This window comes from Patiriisocius marinus (assembly GCF_008974325.1).
In the GTDB taxonomy this organism is placed as follows: Bacteria; Bacteroidota; Bacteroidia; order Flavobacteriales; family Flavobacteriaceae; genus Patiriisocius; species Patiriisocius marinus.
On record NZ_BKCG01000002.1, the window covers coordinates 295,089 to 316,169 of the forward strand.

Annotated in this window: 23 protein-coding genes; 10 read left to right on the forward strand and 13 right to left on the reverse strand. The window is 32.7% G+C overall.

Annotated features, from left to right (window positions below; all coding sequences use genetic code 11):
• The first annotated feature begins 66 nt into the window (after positions 1–66).
• A complete protein-coding gene (locus GBH57_RS06300) occupies positions 67–1,248 on the forward strand; it encodes a GlmU family protein (protein ID WP_151673229.1) in 1,182 nt (393 codons plus the stop codon).
• Between the two features lie 9 nt (positions 1,249–1,257).
• Here GBH57_RS06300 and GBH57_RS06305 read toward each other — a convergent pair whose 3' ends face one another.
• Both GBH57_RS06305 and GBH57_RS06310 read right to left on the reverse strand, forming a co-directional pair.
• Complete coding sequence (locus tag GBH57_RS06305) at positions 1,258–1,554, reverse strand: hypothetical protein (protein ID WP_151673230.1); 297 nt, start codon at positions 1,552–1,554, stop codon at positions 1,258–1,260.
• A 110-nt stretch (positions 1,555–1,664) separates the two neighbouring features.
• Positions 1,665–3,248 carry an ABC transporter substrate-binding protein gene (locus tag GBH57_RS06310; RefSeq protein ID WP_235904656.1) on the reverse strand — a complete coding sequence of 528 codons (1,584 nt, stop codon included), beginning with the start codon at positions 3,246–3,248 and terminating at the stop codon, positions 1,665–1,667.
• 187 nt (positions 3,249–3,435) lie between these two features.
• On the opposite strand from GBH57_RS06310, the gene mtaB reads away from it, so the two are divergent.
• Positions 3,436–4,791 carry a tRNA (N(6)-L-threonylcarbamoyladenosine(37)-C(2))-methylthiotransferase MtaB gene (mtaB, locus tag GBH57_RS06315; protein WP_151673231.1) on the forward strand — a complete coding sequence of 452 codons (1,356 nt, stop codon included), beginning with the start codon at positions 3,436–3,438 and terminating at the stop codon, positions 4,789–4,791.
• On the opposite strand, the gene GBH57_RS06320 is transcribed toward mtaB, so the two are convergent.
• Entirely contained in the window at positions 4,788–5,087 is a 300-nt protein-coding gene (locus tag GBH57_RS06320; RefSeq protein ID WP_174844029.1) for a GNAT family N-acetyltransferase, read from the reverse strand. The two genes, mtaB and GBH57_RS06320, sit on opposite strands and share 4 nt — an antisense overlap.
• A gap of 232 nt (positions 5,088–5,319) precedes the next feature.
• Here GBH57_RS06320 and GBH57_RS06325 point away from each other — a divergent pair, with 232 nt between their 5' ends.
• From GBH57_RS06325 to GBH57_RS06335, 3 genes are read left to right on the forward strand one after another with little or no spacing between them, the layout of a single operon-like run.
• The gene (locus GBH57_RS06325) at positions 5,320–5,985 is read left to right on the forward strand and encodes an alpha/beta fold hydrolase (RefSeq protein ID WP_151673232.1); all 666 of its coding nucleotides are present in this window, start codon (positions 5,320–5,322) and stop codon (positions 5,983–5,985) included.
• 59 nt (positions 5,986–6,044) lie between these two features.
• Positions 6,045–6,998, forward strand: a complete 954-nt coding sequence (locus GBH57_RS06330) for a lytic transglycosylase domain-containing protein (protein WP_151673233.1) — start codon at positions 6,045–6,047, stop codon at positions 6,996–6,998.
• Positions 6,999–7,054: 56 nt separating this feature from the next.
• Entirely contained in the window at positions 7,055–7,438 is a 384-nt protein-coding gene (locus tag GBH57_RS06335) for a sulfite exporter TauE/SafE family protein (RefSeq protein WP_151673234.1), read from the forward strand.
• A gap of 49 nt (positions 7,439–7,487) precedes the next feature.
• On the opposite strand, the gene GBH57_RS06340 is transcribed toward GBH57_RS06335, so the two are convergent.
• Complete coding sequence (locus GBH57_RS06340) at positions 7,488–8,186, reverse strand: TlpA family protein disulfide reductase (RefSeq protein WP_151673235.1); 699 nt, start codon at positions 8,184–8,186, stop codon at positions 7,488–7,490.
• A 172-nt stretch (positions 8,187–8,358) separates the two neighbouring features.
• A complete protein-coding gene (locus tag GBH57_RS06345) occupies positions 8,359–8,928 on the reverse strand; it encodes a tetratricopeptide repeat protein (RefSeq protein WP_151673236.1) in 570 nt (189 codons plus the stop codon).
• 197 nt (positions 8,929–9,125) lie between these two features.
• Here GBH57_RS06345 and rpmH point away from each other — a divergent pair, with 197 nt between their 5' ends.
• The 4 genes from rpmH (at position 9,126) to GBH57_RS06365 (ending at position 14,563) form a co-directional block, all read left to right on the forward strand.
• Entirely contained in the window at positions 9,126–9,287 is a 162-nt protein-coding gene (rpmH, locus tag GBH57_RS06350; RefSeq protein ID WP_082830860.1) for a 50S ribosomal protein L34, read from the forward strand.
• Between the two features lie 106 nt (positions 9,288–9,393).
• Positions 9,394–12,246 carry a carbamoyl-phosphate synthase large subunit gene (gene carB / locus GBH57_RS06355; protein ID WP_151673237.1) on the forward strand — a complete coding sequence of 951 codons (2,853 nt, stop codon included), beginning with the start codon at positions 9,394–9,396 and terminating at the stop codon, positions 12,244–12,246.
• A gap of 88 nt (positions 12,247–12,334) precedes the next feature.
• The gene (locus GBH57_RS06360) at positions 12,335–12,922 is read left to right on the forward strand and encodes a T9SS type A sorting domain-containing protein (protein ID WP_151673238.1); all 588 of its coding nucleotides are present in this window, start codon (positions 12,335–12,337) and stop codon (positions 12,920–12,922) included.
• Between the two features lie 159 nt (positions 12,923–13,081).
• Positions 13,082–14,563, forward strand: a complete 1,482-nt coding sequence (locus GBH57_RS06365; protein ID WP_151673239.1) for a T9SS type A sorting domain-containing protein — start codon at positions 13,082–13,084, stop codon at positions 14,561–14,563.
• 82 nt (positions 14,564–14,645) lie between these two features.
• On the opposite strand, the gene GBH57_RS06370 is transcribed toward GBH57_RS06365, so the two are convergent.
• The 7 genes from GBH57_RS06370 to GBH57_RS06400 are packed head-to-tail and all read right to left on the reverse strand — an operon-like array spanning position 14,646 to position 19,833.
• Positions 14,646–15,014, reverse strand: a complete 369-nt coding sequence (locus tag GBH57_RS06370; RefSeq protein ID WP_151673240.1) for a 6-phosphogluconate dehydrogenase — start codon at positions 15,012–15,014, stop codon at positions 14,646–14,648.
• Between the two features lie 18 nt (positions 15,015–15,032).
• Entirely contained in the window at positions 15,033–15,293 is a 261-nt protein-coding gene (locus tag GBH57_RS06375) for a hypothetical protein (protein ID WP_151673241.1), read from the reverse strand.
• 22 nt (positions 15,294–15,315) lie between these two features.
• The gene (locus GBH57_RS06380; protein WP_151673242.1) at positions 15,316–15,546 is read right to left on the reverse strand and encodes a hypothetical protein; all 231 of its coding nucleotides are present in this window, start codon (positions 15,544–15,546) and stop codon (positions 15,316–15,318) included.
• A complete protein-coding gene (locus tag GBH57_RS06385) occupies positions 15,533–16,858 on the reverse strand; it encodes a DNA recombination protein RmuC (RefSeq protein WP_151673243.1) in 1,326 nt (441 codons plus the stop codon). Before GBH57_RS06385 ends, GBH57_RS06380 begins: the two co-directional genes overlap by 14 nt.
• Before the next feature lie 18 nt (positions 16,859–16,876).
• Positions 16,877–17,671, reverse strand: coding sequence for an ABC transporter ATP-binding protein (locus GBH57_RS06390; RefSeq protein WP_151673244.1), 795 nt, complete (start codon positions 17,669–17,671; stop codon positions 16,877–16,879).
• Positions 17,672–18,703, reverse strand: a complete 1,032-nt coding sequence (locus tag GBH57_RS06395; RefSeq protein WP_151673245.1) for an iron chelate uptake ABC transporter family permease subunit — start codon at positions 18,701–18,703, stop codon at positions 17,672–17,674.
• Positions 18,700–19,833: an ABC transporter substrate-binding protein gene (locus GBH57_RS06400; RefSeq protein ID WP_151673246.1), complete on the reverse strand. Its 1,134-nt coding sequence runs from the start codon at positions 19,831–19,833 to the stop codon at positions 18,700–18,702. The genes GBH57_RS06395 and GBH57_RS06400 overlap by 4 nt, the downstream gene beginning before the upstream one ends.
• Positions 19,834–20,211: 378 nt before the next feature.
• Between GBH57_RS06400 and GBH57_RS06405 the strand changes: the two genes are divergently transcribed.
• A complete protein-coding gene (locus GBH57_RS06405; RefSeq protein WP_151673247.1) occupies positions 20,212–20,544 on the forward strand; it encodes a DUF2853 family protein in 333 nt (110 codons plus the stop codon).
• Between the two features lie 75 nt (positions 20,545–20,619).
• Here the strand turns inward: GBH57_RS06405 and GBH57_RS06410 are convergent, their stop codons facing one another.
• Complete coding sequence (locus tag GBH57_RS06410) at positions 20,620–21,078, reverse strand: DinB family protein (RefSeq protein ID WP_151673248.1); 459 nt, start codon at positions 21,076–21,078, stop codon at positions 20,620–20,622.
• Between the last annotated feature and the right edge of the window lie 3 nt (positions 21,079–21,081).

The window sequence follows — 21,081 nt, forward strand, 5'->3', positions numbered from 1 at the left end:
CAATTTAGTAAGTTTTTTAATCACGATACATTTCTTTGTAACTTTGAATCTGAAATACCACATGCTATGAATTACATCCTTTTTGACGGCGCTGTTCGTGACCAATTACTACCTTTTACATTTACAAGACCAGTAGCAGATTTACGTATTGGTATTATGACCATTCGCGAAAAATGGGAATTTCTATTAGGTTTTTCAACAACAACAGTAACAGAAGATTATTTAGCAGATAAATACCCTTTAGTCGAATTAGAGTCTAATATCTTTATTAACGCTTCTTTTTGTCCTTCTGAAAATTTAGCAGGATTGATAAGAGGACTTCAGGAAAATCAAGCTGTTTTTTATAATGACGAACCCCTTGCTTTTTTTACAACTGAAGGTCAAGAGGTTGATTTTGATTCTTTTGAAGTAATTCAATACTCGTATGATGATGTTTTAAGAATTGAAAACTCTTGGGATATTTTTGCTAAAAATGCTGAAGCAATTCAAAGAGATTTCGATTTATTAACGGAAGATCGAGTTTCAGAGTCAATTCCAAAGCATACAGTTGCTTTCAATGAGAAAGATATATTTATAGAAGAAGGAGCAAAGCTTCCTCTATGCTCTTTAAATGCAACAGATGGTCCTATATATATAGGTAAAAATGCTGAGATAATGGAAGGTGCAATGATTCGTGGGCCTTTTGCATTATGCGATAATGCTACAATTAAAATGGGAGCAAAAATATATGGTGGTACAACCGTTGGTCCACATTGTAAAGTAGGAGGAGAAGTTGGTAATAGTGTGTTATTTGGTTATTCAAATAAAGGTCACGATGGATATTTAGGGAATGCAGTATTAGGTGAATGGTGTAATCTAGGAGCAGATACTAATAATTCAAACCTTAAAAATAACTATGTAGAAGTAAAATTATGGAGTTACGAAACACAACGATTTGCTAAAACAGGATTACAATTTTGTGGCTTAATGATGGGTGATCACAGTAAATCTGCAATTAATACAATGTTTAATACAGGAACCGTGGTTGGAGTTTGTGCTAATATATTTGGTTCAGGGTTTCCACGTAATTTTGTTCCTAGTTTTAGTTGGGGAGGTGCATCAAATATTGAAACTTACAGAACTAATAAAGCTTTTGAAGTGGCTAAAGTTGTAATGGCAAGACGAGATATCGAATTTACAGAACAAGATGCAGCAATTTTAGAGCACGTTTTCGAAAATACAAAAGAGTTTAGGCGTTGGGATTTGTAATTATTTAGTTTAATAATTTACATTTCCGTAGTTTCCAAACCAATTATATAGTAAACCTCCAAGGATTAAAAATATAAATGAAGCTGCTATAGAAACGGTAAGCAGAATATAAAATGTTCTTTTACGTTTTCTAATCTGCTTAAATTGTTCTTTTTGAAACGCGGCATATTCCCAAGTTTTCATCTTTTTATGATCAGTAAATTCCTGAAATGAACCAGATGGTATTGCTTGCTTATCAAATGCTGTTGTCTTTTCTCTAATAAATAATTTATGTCCTGCTTTAACACCTACGTTTCTGTATTTCATACGGTTCCCTTTTATATTTGTACGTAAATATTCGATTTATTGTTACAGTACCTGTCAATTATATTATAATTAAACCCAATCATGTCAAGGATGTACAAGGGCTTGGATCCTTATTTCACCTTCTTTACCCGTTTTAAAAAGAGAAAATTTTGAGGGTTTATTCCTAAACCACTAACTTTTTTAGAAACAAAACGAACAGCCATATCATAATACAAAGGAACCAATGGTGCGTCTGCAATTACAATACTGTCCATTGTAGTATATAGCGCTTTTCGTATTTCTATATCTGAAATATTCTGGGCATTCAAATATAGGCTGTCAAATAGTTCATTTTTATAATGCGTATAATTTGGACCGTTTGGTGTGAAATTCGGACTATAAAATAAGGATAGGTAATTTTCTGCATCAGGATAATCTGCAACCCAACTAGCTCTAAATATTGGTAATTCTCCACCACTTTTCATTTGGCGTAAGGTTGAAGCTGGCATTACATCAATGATAATGTTGATTCCAAGTTTTTCAAGTTCACGTTGTATGTATTCGCAAACATCTAAATATTGTGCATTTGTACCAATGGTAACTTTAGGAGCGCTATTGCCATTAAGCTCTTGATATTGTGCTATTAGAGACCTTGCTTTATCTGGATTATAGTTATAGCCTTCAATGTTGTTAAAGCCTGCTAACCCCTTAGGAATAAAACCATTTATGGCAGGAATCCCCATTCCGTTGCGAAGGTAAGTGACCATCTTTTGTCTGTCAAAGCCATAATTAATAGCTTGTCTAATTAAATGAGATTGAATTTCTTCATTTTCAGAATCCATATAAAATCCTAAATATTCTGTGTTTAGGTATGGTGTCGTTATAAGGTTTACGTTTTTTTTGTATTTAGGTTGTAACTGACCAGTTGTGGTAATTATTTCATCTTTATATGAATTATCTAAACCTGACATAAAATCAATTTTACCTTGTGCGAATTGTAAAAACTCACTTTGCTTATCTGGTAAAAATGTAATCGCAACCGCTTCTAAGTAGGGAAGTTTTGTGCCTTGATTGTCAGTTTCAAAATATATAGGATTTTTTCGGAATATCAGTTTTACATTTTCTTCCCACATTTTAAACTGAAATGGTCCTGTGCCAACGGGGTTTCGTCTAAATTCTGATCCATAAAAGTCAATTGCTTCCTTTGGAACAACCGAGCAATAACGCATAGACAACAACCCTAAAAAAGCTGGAAATGGTTTTTTTAATTGAATTTCTAATATGGTGTCGTTTATGGCTTTGTAGGATGCTACCGTTTTTAATACCCAACTTCCTGGCGATGCAAGTGCTTCAGAAGTTATTCTGTCAAAGCTATAAACAAAATCAGATGCCACAGCTTTCCGTGTGCTATCATTTCCGAAGACTTTGTTTTTATGGAAATACACATCGTCTCTAAGTGTAAAAGTGTAGGTTGATGTGCTATCATTAATAGTCCACGATTTGGCAATATCTGGTTGGATATTTAAGGAGTCGTCTAATTGAACTAAACCATTAAATAATTGATTTGTAGGCCATATTGTTTGAGGATTCCTTGAAAATGCAGGATCTAAGGAAGCTATATTGCTATGCTCGTTATATCTAAAAACTAAATGATCTTTACTATCATTCTTATTATTATCGCTACAATTTGAGAATAGTAAAATAACTGAAAGCAAACAAAAAAAATGAATGATGAATATAATTGATTTGTTCGATTTGTTTTTAAATAGCTTGTTCAAGATGTTGTATTTATTAAAGACAAAGTTAGGAAAATAATTGTCCTATTATTTTCAATAAAAGTATGAATTAAGTGAAAGTTGCACTTTACTAAAATTAGTATCTTTGCCATTCTAAAAATAACACATGACATCTGCAAAAAAAGTAGCATTTTACACATTAGGGTGTAAGCTTAATTTTAGCGAAACTTCTACCATAGCTAGAGATTTTTCTTCGGAAGGTTTTGAGCGCGTCGATTTTTCTGAAAAAGCTGATATTTATGTTATTAATACTTGCTCCGTAACAGAAAATGCAGATAAGCGATTTAAAAGTATTGTAAAGCAAGCTCAAAAGATTAATGAAGATGCCTTTGTAGCTGCAATAGGTTGTTATGCTCAATTAAAACCTGAAGAACTTGCTGATGTTGATGGAGTGGATTTGGTATTAGGAGCTACTGAAAAATTTAATATTACATCATATATAAATGATTTATTGGACAATCCTGAGCAGCGCTCAAGGGATGGTGCTCAAATACATTCATGCGAAATTGAAGATGCAGATTTTTATGTAGGATCTTACTCAATAGGTGATAGAACTAGAGCGTTTTTAAAAGTACAAGATGGGTGTGATTATAAATGTACTTATTGTACAATCCCTTTAGCACGAGGGATTTCTAGAAGTGATACTTTAGAAAATGTGCTTTATAACGCAGCTGAAATATCTAAAAAAGAGATTAAAGAGATTGTATTAACTGGAGTCAATATTGGTGATTACGGAAAAGGGGAGTTTGGGAATAAAAAACACGAACACACTTTTTTTGAACTTTGTCAAGCACTTGATACGGTTGAGGGAATTGAGCGTTTAAGAATTTCATCTATAGAGCCTAATCTACTTAAAAACGAAACGATAGACTTTGTTGCGCAATCTAATAGTTTTGTTCCACATTTTCATATACCATTGCAAAGTGGTAGTGATACTTTGTTAAAGTTGATGAAACGTCGGTACATGAGTGGTCTTTATGTTGATCGTGTATCGAGAATTAAGACAGTGATGCCTAATGCGTGTATTGGTGTTGATGTTATTGTAGGTTTTCCAGGAGAAACGGAAGAGTTGTTTTTAGAAACATATAACTTTTTAAATGAATTAGATATTTCATATTTACACGTGTTTACCTATTCTGAAAGAGAAAACACAGAGGCAGCTTCTATGGAAGGTGTTGTTCCTAAGAAAACACGTGCTAAAAGAAGTAAAATGTTGCGTGGCCTTTCAGCTAAAAAGAGACGTGCATATTATGAAAGTCAATTAGGAAATTCATTAACAGTGCTCTTTGAAGGAGAAAATAAAGAAGGATATATTCACGGTTTTACAGAAAATTATGTGAAAGTGAAAACTCCTTGGAATCCTGAATTAGTCAATACATTACATAATATAATTTTGACTAAAATTGATGACGACGGGATGGTTAGGTTTGAGTTTGTTACTACCGAAGTAGTAAATTCTTAAATATTGATTCCTACAGGAAGTAGGTCTCTGTATTTTCGTCTGTTTTTTCTTAAAAATCCTACAATCTCAGGACTAGTAGGCATTACGCTAATACCTCGTTCTCTAACTTCGTCAAATACTGCTTTAATAAAAATGTCTCTAAACCCTTGTTCTTCAAGCTCTTCAGGCATTTCATATTTCGTTAAAAATATTTTGCGATCTTGCAGTGCATATTCAATGCGCGCCATATTATCACCTATCTCTAATTCAAATTGTCTTAGAAACTCATTATCTGTAATCTCTACATCTTCAATCATAACTATATTATTTGGGTGTTAAGTATAGGTTGTTTAGTGATAGTTAATTCTACTTATTACACTATTATAACTTCATTTTATTCTTTAGAAATTTTCAGAAGTTAACTGTGCAACAAGTCGGAATATGTAAATTTACAAAAAAAAGCTACCGTTTACTGCTATTTTAGGCATTCACACGATTGTAATGTTCATATTTTTTTAATGAAGCATTTTACTATTCATTTATATTACTATGATTAAAGAAAAAATTCCTGTTTATTTTGTTCCTGGTCTTGCAGCGAGTAAGGAGATATTCCGAAATATTAAATTGCCTGAAGATCGTTATAAAACAACCATTATTGACTGGTTAATACCAGAGGAAAAAGAACCGATTTCAGATTATGCAAAACGAATGGCATCTTTTGTAAAAGAAGAGAATGCTGTGTTGATAGGTGTTTCGTTTGGAGGTGTAATGGTTCAGGAAATGAGTTTGCATCTTATATTGCGAAAACTAATAATTATATCTAGTGTAAAATCCAAAAGTGAATTGCCTAAGCGATTGCGTATTATAAGAAAACTTCGAGCTTATAAACTAGCACCAACAAGTCTAATTGTTTCATCTAAAGATTTGACTAAATATGCTGTTGGACCAAAATCAAAAAAACGATTGAAAATTTATGACGAATATCTTCACGTTCGTGATAAACGTTACTTGCCTTGGGCAATAGAAAATATGGTTTGTTGGGATAGGGAAGAGGTTGATTTAGCGGTTCATCATATACATGGAAATGCAGATATGGTTTTTCCAATTAAATATATTAATTCTTCTGAAATAATAGAAGGAGGAACCCATATCATGTTGTTAAATAAAGCAACTGCTGTTACTAAAAAAATTGTTGACATAATTGAAGATAATTAATTATTGCGTCAGGTAATAACGGTTTGATTATTGATTATATTTATAAAAAATTTGAGGATATGAATGTACTTTCTAAAATAGGATTGGGGGCAATCGCCATAACTATTTGTGGCTTATTTATTTTTGCAGCACAAGACCCAACCAAGCAAATTTCAGAAACTAAAACAAACACCACTACACAAACTAGTAATTTTAATGATGGAATGATGAAGGTTAGGTCTATAGCTTTGCCTAAGTCTATGTCATTTGCAGGTGAGAGAGTGCCACTTGAAGATACAGATGTTAGAGAGCGATTAGATCGTGAAATTCACGTTAATACTTATTGGCAATCTAATATGTTGTTAATGATTAAGAAGGCGAATCGATTCTTTCCTGAAATAGAACCTTTATTAGCTGAGTTTGGTTTACCGGATGATTTTAAATATTTAGCAGTTGCAGAAAGTGGATTAGATAATGTAAGATCTCCTGCAGGTGCTGCTGGTTTTTGGCAATTTATGAAAGGTACTGGAAAAGAGTACGGTTTAGAAATTAATGATTACGTAGATGAACGTTACAACCTTGAGTTAGCGACAAAAGTAGCTGCGGAATATTTAATTAAATCTAAAGCTCGTTTTGGGAGCTGGACAACTGCAGCAGGTGCTTATAATGCAGGTAATGCAGGTATTAATAAGCAACTAGAACGACAAGATGCTAAAGGGTATTACGCGTTACTATTGAATAGTGAGACTAGTAGATATATGTTCAGGATTCTAGCGTTTAAAGAAATTTTAAGCAACCCTGAAAAGTATGGTTTTTATATTGATGCGCAGGATAAATACCAACCAATACCTACAAGAACTGTTGTAATTACAACTCCTGTTGATGACTTTGCTAAATTTGCTAAGGATAATGGTATTAATTACAAAATATTAAAAATTCATAATCCTTGGTTGCGAGATACTTATTTAAAAAACGCGTCTGGAAAAGAATACAGAATTAAAATACCTGAAGCAGGATACTACGTTACAGAATAATTTTTTGATAATACTTATTTAAAATATTTCATAAATTGAATTTTAATAAAAGACCTATGAATTTGACTATCATTCTATCACTTATTTTAATAGGATTATTAGCAGGAATATTAAGTGGTTTTATGGGAGTAGGAGGAGGAGTGGTAATGGTTCCTCTTACTATTTTGCTTTTAGGATATAGTCAGCATCAAGCACAAGGGTTGAGTCTAGCTGTTTTAGCAGTTCCTGTAACTTTTTTAGCAGCTTATACCTATTACGTCAATCCTGTGGGAGGGGAGGCTGCCTTTAATTGGAAATACGGTCTTGTGATTGCAGCATTCTTTGTAGTGGGTGGATTTATAGGCTCTAAGTTTGCAACTGCATTACCAGCAAATATTTTGAAAAAGAGTTTTGCTGTTATTCTTTTTATAGCGGCAATAAAAATGTTTTTCTCGAAGTAATTTGATGCTTCTGAAAATATTAAATTAATATTAATTCTTCAAGTTGCTACTAGGGATGGTCTATTACTAATCCCTCAGCGTTTCTAGGTAATGTTTTTAATAAGGAAATACCATTTAAAAAAGAAGTGTAATTAAGTTCGTAAGATACCTCGTAGGCCTCGTTATAATGATGTAGCGCTCCACGACGAACATCAAGTATTTTCTTATCTGCATCTATAAAAAATGAGGTAGGGAATCCAAGGCTATGTTTCATAGTTTGAATTGTATGGCAATGATTGTTTTCTAACTCATCCACATACACAACATTAATTTTACTGTTGTATTCTCCAGCAATTTTTTTAACACGCTTTTTTGTGTCCCAAAAAAGTATTACAAAATCAATGTCTTTATGATACTTACTAGCAATTTCGTTTAATGCGGGGATTTCACCCACACCTGGAGTACACCAAGAGGCATAAGTCATTAAGAATACTGGTTTTTCAAAGTCGTGAAGTTTGATTTTTCTTCCTGAAATTTTACGAACTTGAAAATTGTCAAGCGTACTTCCATTAACCACATACTTTATTAAAGAGTCGTAGAGTTTTTCTGCTAAATCAAAATTTTGATCTGCATATGCGCGCTGAGATTTTGCTTTATAAGATTTAATATTCCTTCCTATTGCATCAGAGAATAGAGTAGTGGGCTCAAGGTCTTGAGCTTGAGCTGAAATAAATCCAATAAGTAAAATGAAAAGTAGTTTTCTTCCCATACTTCATAAGTTAGTTACTTAAATATAGGGAATGTTTTTCGTAAAACCTTGAAATATAGACGAATGGATACTATTTGACGATAAAAAAGCATTTAGGCCTATCAATTAAGTAGGATTAAATGCTTTTCTGTAAGTAATAAGTCTAAAATATTGGAAAAGAGGTGTAGGTGTTTTAGCGTCTTGCTCCTCTTGATTGTCTTCCGCCACCAAATTGTTGTTTAGGTTGCCCCATACGCTTCATTTGTTGCTTCATTTGTTTTATTTGCTCACCCATCATATTATGCTTATCAAGTTTTTTTGCTTCACTTAATAAAACTTCTGCTTCACGCTTTCTGTTTTTAGTCATTGCAATTCCTGCTAAGTTTAATTTAGCCATTGCAATATCTGTGTCCATACTAAGCCCTAATGAAATAGCTTTTTTGAAGAACTTTTCAGCTTCATTCATATTAGTTTGCGAAACCATTAAGCCATTTAGATAGTTATAATACCCTTGTTGTTTCTTAACGAGTGAACCTTCTGGGTTTTTAATTTTATCAAGCCAACTCTTAGCTCCTGGAAAATCTTGTTTTCTAAGTCTTAAGAAGGCTAGAAGAATAATTTCATTTTTAAAATATAGAAAGATGAATATTGCTGAAAGTAATATAAGCATTATTCCGTTTCCTATTTCAGAATCAGTAAATTGCCATACTGCAGTACCAATAAGGAGTGCAGCTATAATTAGTTTAATATTTTTATGAAACATAGTCCGTGTTTTTTTGCAGGCTTCAAAGGTAATGAAAACAATTAAAAATATTTCCTAATTGGGTATTGGGTGTATAAAAAAGTATTGTATATTTGCAGCCGCGATTACAACATTATATTAGTGTGTTGTTTAGCAACCCGGTTATCACTGGAAAAAAGAGATTTTAAAAGAATATTTGACGATAAAAGTAACCTAAAATGAGCAAAAGAACATTTCAGCCATCGAAAAGAAAAAGAAGAAACAAACACGGTTTTAGAGAGCGTATGGCTTCTGTAAACGGAAGAAAAGTACTTGCTGCTCGTAGAGCAAAAGGTAGAAAGAAGATCTCTGTATCTTCTGAAACTCGTCACAAAAAATAAATGTTGATAAGTCAATAATAAAAGGTGTTGTTTTTTATAAGCAACACCTTTTTTTTATACCCTATCGAGTCGTAATTTTGTTATGCCAAAAAAATAAACTTCTATTATGCCTAAAAACACAGCACTTAAATCTATTCTAATTATTGGCTCAGGCCCTATTGTTATTGGTCAAGCCTGTGAGTTTGATTACTCCGGATCACAAGCCTTACGTTCACTTCGTGAGGATGGAATTGAAACAGTTTTAATCAATTCTAACCCTGCAACTATTATGACTGACCCTTCTATGGCAGATCATATTTATCTATTGCCTTTAACCACAAAATCGATTGTACAAATACTAAAAGAACATCCACAAATTGATGCTGTTTTACCAACTATGGGGGGACAGACAGCTTTGAATCTTGCTATAGAAGCTGATGAAAAAGGAATTTGGAAAGACTTTGGTGTAGAACTAATTGGAGTTGATATTGATGCTATCAATGTTACTGAAGATAGAGAAAAATTTAGATTATTAATGGATGAAATAGGTGTCGCAATGGCGCCTCAAGCTACCGCTACGTCATATCTAGAAGGAAAAGAAATAGCACAGGAGTATGGGTTTCCTTTAGTAATTAGATCATCATACACTCTTGGTGGTGCAGGTGCTGCAATAGTTTATAAAGAAGAAGATTTTGATGAATTACTACGTCACGGACTTGAAGTTTCGCCTATACATGAGGTAATGATTGACAAGGCGATGATGGGGTGGAAAGAATATGAGCTAGAATTGTTACGTGACCGAAATGATAACGTAGTTATTATTTGTGCTATTGAAAATATGGATCCAATGGGGATTCATACTGGAGATTCTATTACTGTAGCTCCAGCAATGACATTAAGCGATCGTACATATCAACGTATGCGTGATATGGCTATTCATATGATGCGAAGTATAGGAGATTTTGCTGGAGGTTGTAATGTACAGTTTGCAGTAAGTCCAGATGAAAAAGAAGATATTATTGCAATTGAAATTAACCCTCGTGTTTCTAGATCTTCTGCATTAGCCTCTAAAGCAACTGGATATCCTATCGCTAAAATAGCTAGTAAACTAGCTATTGGTTATCACTTAGATGAATTAGAAAACCAAATTACAAAATCAACTTCAGCTTTATTTGAGCCTACATTAGATTATGTAATTGTAAAAATTCCACGTTGGAATTTCGATAAATTTGAAGGAAGTGACCGCACATTAGGGTTACAAATGAAGAGTGTAGGAGAGGTAATGGGAATTGGACGTAGTTTCCAAGAAGCATTGCATAAAGCCACCCAGTCTCTAGAAATTAAAAGAAATGGGCTAGGAGCAGATGGTAAAAGTTATACAGATTATGAGCAAATTCTAGACAAGCTTAAAAATGCAAGTTGGGATCGTGTATTTGTAATTTATGATGCTATACAAATGGGAATTCCTTTAAGTCGTATCCACGAGATTACAAAAATTGATATGTGGTTTTTACGTCAATACGAAGAGTTGTATGCTCTTGAAAAAGAGATTTCAAGTTTTACGTTAGATACGCTACCTAGAGAATTGTTATTAGAAGCAAAGCAGAAAGGTTACGGAGATAGACAAATAGCTCATATGCTAAAATGTCTTGAAAGCCAAGTGTATAAAAAAAGAGAAGAGCTAAACATTCAAAGAGTTTATAAACTTGTTGATACTTGTGCTGCAGAATTTGCTGCTCAAACACCTTATTATTATTCAACATTTGAGAATAATATGGAATTAGCAGATGGAGCAAGCTATGCTGAAAATGATAGTGTGGTAACCGATAAAAAGAAAATAATAGTATTAGGTTCAGGACCAAACCGAATTGGGCAAGGAATAGAATTTGATTACTGTTGTGTACACGGAGTACTTGCTGCTTCTGAAGTAGGTTACGAAACTATAATGATAAACTGTAATCCAGAAACAGTATCAACTGATTTTGATGTAGCGGACAAATTATACTTCGAGCCAGTATTTTGGGAACATATTTACGATATTATTCGTCACGAAAAACCAGAAGGTGTAATTGTTCAATTAGGTGGTCAAACTGCTTTAAAGTTAGCTGAAAAATTAGAACGTTACGGAGTTAAAATATTAGGAACAAGTTTTGAAGCACTAGATTTAGCTGAAGACAGAGGAAGTTTTTCTACAATCTTAAAAGAGTTAAATATTCCTTATCCTGAATTTGGTGTAGCTGAAACAACTGAAGAAGCACTAGCTTTAGCAGATACCTTAGACTTTCCATTATTGATTAGACCTAGTTATGTATTAGGTGGTCAAGGAATGAAAATTGTAATTAATAAAAAAGAATTAGAGGAACACGTTGTAGACTTGTTGCGTAAAATTCCTAATAATAAATTACTATTAGATCACTATCTTGATGGTGCTATTGAAGCAGAAGCAGATGCTATTTGTGATGGTGAGGATGTATATATTATAGGTATAATGGAACATATTGAACCTTGTGGAATTCATTCTGGAGACTCAAATGCAACATTACCTCCTTTTAATTTAGGTGAGTTTGTGATGCAACAAATTAAAGACCACACAAAGAAAATTGCACTAGCGCTTAATACAGTAGGATTAATCAATATCCAATTTGCTATTAAAGATGATAAAGTTTATATCATCGAAGCAAACCCAAGAGCATCTAGAACTGTTCCTTTTATTGCAAAAGCATACGGTGAGCCGTATGTAAATTATGCAACTAAAGTGATGTTGGGTCATAGTAAAGTTAAAGACTTTGACTTTAAACCACATTTAGATGGATATGCAATTAAACAACCAGTTTTCAGTTTTAATAAATTTCCTAATGTAAACAAACAATTAGGACCAGAAATGAAAAGTACAGGAGAAAGTATTTTGTTTATTGATAGTTTGAAAGACGATCAATTTTACGATTTATATTCACGTAGAAAAATGTATTTAAGTAAATAATTAAATTATAAGTACTAGTTAGATTTGCCCTTAATTAATCTCAATTAGGTTAATTGTCGTATATTGAGGGAGTTAAAATCCAACTATTATGAAAAATATTACTTTATTTATAATGCTTTTTGCATTTACAATTGCATCAGCTCAACAAACATTCGAACTTAATTGGCAACAAGGAGTCAATGGTGCAAGCGCAAGTTTTACAATTGAAGAAGGTGATACTATTGAGTGGACCTGGAGTAATACTTCGCCACATGATGTAGTTCCTACACCAGAAGAAACAGATGCTCCAGCAGATTTTGGTAGTGCTGTTCTCCAAGGAGTTGGACAAAGTTATTCGTATACATTTACAGAAGCTGCTGTTATTGATTATTTGTGCTCAGTGCATCCTAGTAGTATGTTTGGTACAATTACAGTTGAAGAGATTTTATCAGTTCAAGAGAAATTTGAAATCAATGTTATATTTTATCCTAATCCTGTTAGTGACGAAATGACGATAGCTTCATTGTTTCGAATTGATACTTATGAAATCTATGATGTTTTTGGAAAGAAAGTAGGACAAGGAATTGGAGAAGGAACCTACACAAATCTAAATACTGCTTATTTAAATACAGGTGTATATTTTGTAAAGGTCAATGCGGGAGATCTACAAACTATAGTTCGATTAATGAAAAACTAAAAAATAATAGAGTCAATATTAATAGACCTAAAGTTATTATAAATTTAAAAGCCCAAAGAAATTCACTTCTTTGGGCTTTTTGTTTTTCATTGATTAGTGATTTATTATACTACTAAATAGTTTTTGGAATTGTATTTTTATCGCTTTAAATACAATTATATGAAAAGTATATTTACTTTATTTTTAGTGTTTTTATTCACTATTTCTATAAATGCTCAAGATTTATCCACTGGATATATTGCAAATGATTTAGATCAGCACCCTATGCAGTCGATGGATAAACCAGCATATTTAGCTGCTGCTGAAGATCAATCATTTCCCGGAACTTTAATTCGTAGAATTTCAGAAGCAAATACTGATGGTTTTGTTGCACCTATGTATAGTACAATTCAAGCTTGGAATGCTGATGAAACAAGATTGATATTATATTCAAACGGAAATCACCAACTATTAAATGGCGTAGATTATTCCTTTATTAGAACAATGGATGATATTAATCCAGAAGACTTAGAAGCTGTATTCTGGCACTTTAGTAACCCAGATATATTATTTTATATAGATAATAACAATGGTAATTTAATAGAATATAATGTTTCAACACAAGCAATAAATGTATTAGCAGATCTGGTTGATTTATCAGATTGTCAAGAAAGTATTACAGGAGGAAACGATGTGCAAATGATGTCTTGGGATAGTGATGTGATAAGTTTTAGATGCGGTAACACAAGCGCATTTTATTATCGTATTTCGACACAAACACTTGTTGAGTTTGATATTAATAGCTTAGATTTTAATGCTCCTATGCCATTTCCTAGCGGAAATCTTTTTTATCACAGAGGCAATGTGTACAATTCTTCAGGAATATTAGAGCGTTCATTAAATTTAGATGTAGTAAACGAGCATTCTTGTTTAGGAAGATTAAGCAATGGAGATGATGCTTATTTTGCAATAGCTTTTGAAGAAGGTCCAGATAGCAATTGTCAAGGAACATTAGTTGCTCACAACGCTACAAATGCTAACTGCTTTTCTGTTACACCAACAGGTGATTATGGTTATCCACAATCTGGAACTCATATTTCTTCATTAGCACATTCAAATACTGAAGGTGGATGGATTGCTGTATCTTGTGTAGGCTATGATCAAAACGGAGTAGACCTTTTAGATCAAGAATTATTTATAGCTAAAGTAAATGAAAATGATGCAGATGTATATAGAGTTGCTCACCACCGTAGCGATAGAGATCAATTAGGATATTGGGGAGAGCCCCACGTAATTATTAGTCCTTCAGGTACACGATTGCTTTTTGGGAGTGATTGGAGTGGAAGCGAAGATGGAATATCAGTAGATAGTTATGTAGCTGAATTACCTGCAAATACCTTGGGGAACTCTATACAAGTAGAAGCAAGTGTTGGTTTTGATATACTTCAAAACCCTGTAAACGATGTATTGAAATTACAAATTAACGCAGCAGACGAAACTAACGGGGAGTTTGCTATCTATGATGTTAATGGTAGATTAGTAAAGAATGAATTTTTAGATACGAATCAAAATACCATTGATGTTTCTCAATTACAATCAGGATTATTCTTTATAAGAAATTCTAATGATAAGACTACTACTTTAAAGTTTATAAAAATATAGTGATTAACATTTCAGTAAAATCAAAAAATAAATTAGCCCATATAAAGTATTATATGGGCTAATTTATTTTAACTCTTTAATATTAATTTCTGTTGAAATGTGGTGAACTCTCTAATGAAACATCATTAATAAAATAAGTAGAATCTCCCCACCAAAAAAACGTTCCAAACCTTTCAACATAAGTAAGCTTAACATACTGACCTTGATACTCTTTAAGTTTAGCAATAGTTTCTTTTTCTTGATCTAATACAGAAAATGAAAATATTTGTGCGCCGCTAATACCTTGGCTAATTTCGCCTTCCCAAGTTTTAACTACGACGCCTTTACTACTAAATTTAATTAGTTCGCCTGCGCGAGTACCTTCACTATATGGTACAAAATATATGAATGCAATATATGCCATATAAATAGCTAACAATCCGAAAAGGATAAAAAAGAGTATTTTTTTCATAATGTATTTAATGTATTTTTAGTCACTTTTTGAGTTTTGATATTCACGGTATATTTCTACGGCTTTAACAAAACAAGCCCAAGCTACTAAAATTCCAATGAGTAAAGATACTATACCCATACTTAGATACATAGTTGCTAAGTAATCTTTTCTGAAATATTCTGTTTGTGAGTAATAGATAGCGTAAATACCACCAATAACTGGGATAAGACCATATGCGGTATATAGCGTTAGTTGTGTCGCTACCCAAATCTTTTCTAAAAATTTAACCCAATCCATAAAACGTATAAATAATAAAAATTTAGGTTACTTTTCTAAGTCTGTCGTACGCTAGATATGTAGTAGCTATTCCTAAAATTAATATAAATGTTCCTACATACAGGTTTAAGTCTTCTAAATGAGTTCCAATTGTACTTTGGTTTTCTTCTAAAAAAAACATACTAATTCCTCCTACAATCATTAAAATTCCAAAAACAATTAGTACAATGGAATCAAGGCGTAATAAATTGCGTGGTACCTTATTCTGCTTCATCATTGAGTGCTTTATTTAACAATTTATCATTAATATGTTTTCGTTGTTTTATACCTAGTTTTTTAATGCTTTCAACTTTCTTAATTAAGTTGCCTTGGCCTGTTAGCTTTTTCATAGTTCCATCATAACTACCTTTTACAGTGTTTAGTTGGTTTCCTACTTTAATTAAATCTTCAGTTAGGTTGACAAATTGATCATATAATCTACCAGCTTGCGTTGCTATCTCTAAGGCATTCTGTTGCTGTTTTTCATTGTTCCACATAGTATCAATGGTTCTCAATGTAGCAAGTAATGTAGAGGGAGTTACTATAACAATATTCTTTTCAAATGCCCAAGCATATAGGTTTTCATCGTGATTAACAGCTACTGCAAAAGCAGGTTCTATAGGCACAAATAATAAAACAAAGTCTGGACTCTCAATTTTATAAAGTTCGTGATAATTTTTACTACTTAATTGTTCAATGTGCTTTTTAAGTGATCTAACATGTTCTGCAAGAAATCCCGAACGAATTAACTCATCATCTTCATTTACAAATCGTTCATAAGCAATTAGAGATACCTTAGAGTCAATAATCATTTTATTAGAATCTGGCAGATGAATTACAACATCCGGTAATACCCTTTTACCATCATCTGTCACAAAACTTTGCTGAACAAAATACTCTCTTTCTTTTTCTAATCCGCTTTTTTCTAAAACACGTTCTAAAACCAATTCACCCCAATTACCTTGTATTTTATTATCTCCCTTTAAGGCTTTGGTTAGATTGGTAGCCTCTTTACTCATTTGCTCGTTTAACTCTTTTAAACCAAGTATTTGCTGGCGTAACGAAGCTTGACTTGTTAAACTTTCTTTGTGAGTATCATCAACACGTTTTTCAAATTTGTCTATTTTATCCTGTAGTGGTTTTAATATAGTATCAATATTTTCTTTGTTCTGTTTCGTAAATTTTTCAGATTTATTATCAAGTATCTTGTTTGCTAAATTTTCAAATTCTATTGTAAATTTTTCATTTATTTTTTCAAGTTCATTTGATTGTTCCCTAAGTTTAGTTTCAAGGTTTTCAACGATGGTATTTCGTTTAGTTAATTCCATATTGAGGAAATCCTTTTCTTTTCTAATATTTTCTCTTTGTTGTAAAGCACTATCAAATCGTTCTTCAAGTTTTTCACTTTGTGATTTAGATTGAAGTAACCTTTCTTCAAGCGTTCCTATTTCGGTTTTAGATTTTAAACGCGAGAATAGATTCCCTAAAAAGGCTCCAGCTAAAAGACAAATAAGTCCTATGATGCTAAAAATGATGATTTCGTTCATTGGGTAATAAAGCTAAGATTATTTAATAGTAAAACGTCCAGTCATTTTATCAAAGACTATAAAATCTTCTGGGAATAAGGTGTTAAAAACATTTTGCTCAATTAACCTACAAGGGGTGTTATGAACCGTTGTTTCGGGTGTCATAATAATCATAGTATCGGTTAATTGAATTGCAAGGTCTATTTCGTGAGTAGAAAAAAGAATTGTTTTCTGCTTTTTGTGAGCAATAGTTTTAAGCAATTTTAAAATAGAAGCTTTATGAAATAAATCTAAATGGGTGGTAGGCTCATCAAGTAAAATTATAGGAGTATCCTGCGCTAAAGCTCTTGCGATATATACACGTTGAAGCTGGCCGTCACTCAATTCAAAGCATTTTTTATGTTGGATTTCAGATAACTGTGTTGCCTCTAGTGCTTCTAATATTATGGCGTTATCATTATTGCTTAAACTTCCCATCCAGTTTGTGTATGGTTGTCTACCAAGGCTAACTAATTCTAATACGGTCAAGTTTTTAGAGACAGCAGCTTCTGTTAATACAATACTTAATAAGGACGCTAGTTCTAAAGGAGAATAGCTTTTAGATGGTTTGTCTAGAAAATCAATAGTTCCATTTAGAGGTGATTGTATCCCTGCTAAAGTTCGTAATAGCGTAGATTTTCCAATACCATTACTTCCCACAATAGCAATTAGTTGACCTTTAGTGATAGATAAATCAATATCCTTAGCCACTATAATAGCAGGCTTTTTGCCATTGCTATAGCCAATGCTTAAGTTTTTAGCCGAAATAATATGTTCTGAAATATGGTGCTGCATTTAGAAAAATAGTTTTCGTTTTCGAACTAATAACCAAATAACAACAGGAGCTCCTACTAATGAAGTAATAGCATTTATTGGTAATGTGTAGTCTGTGAATGGTACTTGTGCTATACTATCGCATAAAAGCATTAAAATAGCTCCCACCATCAGTACAGCTGGTATTAAAATAAAGTGATTTGAAGTTTTTACAAATTGACGTGTTAAATGTGGTACTGCTAAACCTACAAATGCAATGGGGCCAGCAAATGCTGTAATACCACCTGCTAGAATACTTGTTGCTAAAATGATTAATACCATTTTCTGTTTTAGTTTCAATCCCATACTTTTTGCGTATTGTTCACCTAATAACAATGCGTTTAAAGCTTTTGCGCTCAAGATGCTTAGACCTACTCCTAAAATAAAACAAGTAGCTAAAATTAATATTCCACTCCAGGATTGATTACCTAAACTACCAAATGACCAAAATATAAATTGCTGTAACTTTTCAGCATTACTAAAATAGGAGAGTACTGAGACTACAGCTGCTGTAACACTTCCAAACATAAGACCAATAATTAATATGGCCATGGTATCTTTTATCTTGAAAGTAACAGCAAGTACTGCCAATAACACGAGAAAACTACCTAGTGCACTTGCAAGTACTAAACTCCAAGAGCTTGCTAATAAGCTTCCTAAAGTTCCTCCAAACACACCTGCTCCTAAAATTAACAAAGCGACACCTAAACTTGCACCGCTACTAAGTCCTAATACAAATGGCCCAGCTAAAGGGTTTCTAAATAAGGTTTGCATAAGTAATCCCGAAATAGCAAGACCACCTCCAGCAATAATTGCCGTAAGCGCCTTTGGGAGTCGATACTCTAAAATAATATAACGCCAAGAATCTTTTATAACTTCTCCACCTGTTAGGCTTGCAAAAATTTCTTTAAAAGGAACCGTAACTGAGCCTAAACTTAAATTAATAAGAAAGCTACTTACTAGACATAAACCCAGTAGTAAAAACAATATAGTATTGGGTTTTCTTTGGATCATTTAATAGCGGTGAAAAAGAAAGGTTCGTGTTCTAGTTCTAATTCAGGGTGTAAAATTTTAATAATATCTTTTAAAACAATATCAGGTCTATTAGGCGCAAGTTCATAGTATAAAACACCACCAGTAGCACCTACTTTACTAGTAAAAGTGTAGAGCGCATTATTTTTAAAAGCATCAAACTGGCCATATACTGGATTAGACTCTAATAACTGTGTTTTAGAATTAAACTGCCCAGGACCAATCCATACTTCTGCAAACTGGCCTTTATCTAATACACTCTCAATATTTAATGCGATACTTCCAGTCCCTTTATGGTCATTCCATAAATAAGTTCCATTAGCATCTGTTATAAATTGTGCAGCCCAACTATCGCCTTGTGGCATATACCAAACATCTTTGTACATCGCACCGCTTAAAACTGTAGGAGACTTAGCAGCACCTTTTGCTAATTTTTTTGCATCTGAATAATCTTTAGAAATAGCATTGAAAATACTATCTGCTTCTTTTTCTTTGTCATATAAAACGCCAAAAAATTTAATCCATTCGGCTTTTCCTAAAGGATGCGTTTCAGTCCAATCTGCATTAATAAACACAGGGATTCCAGCGTTTTTAATAACTTTAAGTGACTGTCCTTCGCCTTCCACAGCAAAACTTACAACAGCGTCAGGGGAGAGGTCAATAAGTGTTTCAGTATTTAAAGCTTCATTTTTACCAAGTTCCTTAATGGTTCCTTCCGAAATTTTAAGGCGAGCCGCTTCGCTCGATATGTAATCTAGATTAGGAAACCCTACAAGCGTCTCAATTTCGTTAAGCATTTCTAATGAAGGAATATGTGTTGTAGAGGTAACTACCATATTTTTTACCGGAACTTCCACAACAGCATCGTACATTGTTGCATCTTCAATAAGATCAAGGTTTTTTGCAAAAGCGTATGTGTACGCTTTATCTGCTCCTGGCCAAGGGTTGGTAACCTTTATAACAGTATAATTAGAAATATGATTTATCGTAAAGCCTTTAGCATAATCAACACTAGTGTTTAGAGGTGCAACATCAATACTTTGAGATTGATCATTTTTACAAGCTACAAATAGCGTAATTACTATAAACAGGTATAATAGTTTTTGAAGCATTAAAATTAATTTTTGCAACAAATATAGGAATTAGATATGCACTAATAGGTAGATATTACAACTCAAAACCGATTATTTAAATCTTCGAATTTTAACTTTAGTTTCAAAGAGAACTATGAATTAGCAAATATGTAAGCACGTTAGATTTTAATTTTAGACGTGAAATTCGAGGTTTTTTGCTTCTGAAATATTTAAAATGATATAGCTTTTTGGCGACTCAATTTGTTGATTGTCGAAAATGTACTAAATCCGTATCAATTCCGAATCGAGAGAGCATAAACCGCTGTAAATTAATGAATAGATTCTTTATTGGAACGTATAAAATTTGTAATTTAGTAGCAGTAATAATAAAATAGTAATCTTAAAAATTAAAATACAATGAGCGAAACAGCAGACAAATTAGCTAAAATGAAAGAAACAGCAGTTGCACAATTAAAAGAGTGTGGCGTAAGCAATGTTGATCACGATCAATTAGATGGTTATGTAAATAGTCTAAGAACGATGGTTAATAATAGAGATGCAGTTTTAGTTTCAGGAACAGATAAATCTGAATTAGAAACAGTATACCGTAATTTTGTAGTTAAAAAATGTGGTGTGGATGATAAAGATAAAGGGATGGCAGCTATTCAATCAGTAGCAGAAAAAATGTCTTCTATCAAGCAAAAAAGTCGACCAGCATTTTATTATATGGTAGCTCACGAGCTTAAATAATAAAACCTTGGTTTTGAAATAAAAAAAAGACTGTTTTTAATTAAACAGTCTTTTTTTTATTTCAATGCTTTTCTATTATAATAACCTTTTAAGTAAAACTATTTGTCCTAAATGATAATGAGAGTGTTCTAGTAAGCCTATTACGTTTCGTAAAGTACTTCCGTAGGCTCCAGTTCCAAAAGGCTTCTCAAATTGTGAGCTATCCATTGATTTCAGTAATCCAGAAACAATTTCAATATTATTAAATAATACAGTTTTTAACGTATCCCAGTCTTTTTTTGAAGTTACAGGAGGATGAATAAAACTTAGTGAATCTTTTGCCTCTAATGGACCTCCTTCAAGAACTTGCTTTACAGCAGCAATGTAATAGTCTATATGAAATACTAATGTTGAAATAGAATTTAAAGATTTTATTTGAACAATAGAATCCTCCCATGAAACACCTTCAAGAGCTTGTTCTAAACTAACACCTGCATAATTACCTCCAAGAGAAAACTTTTTAAATAGTATTGCTAATTGTTCGCTTGTTGTCATAGC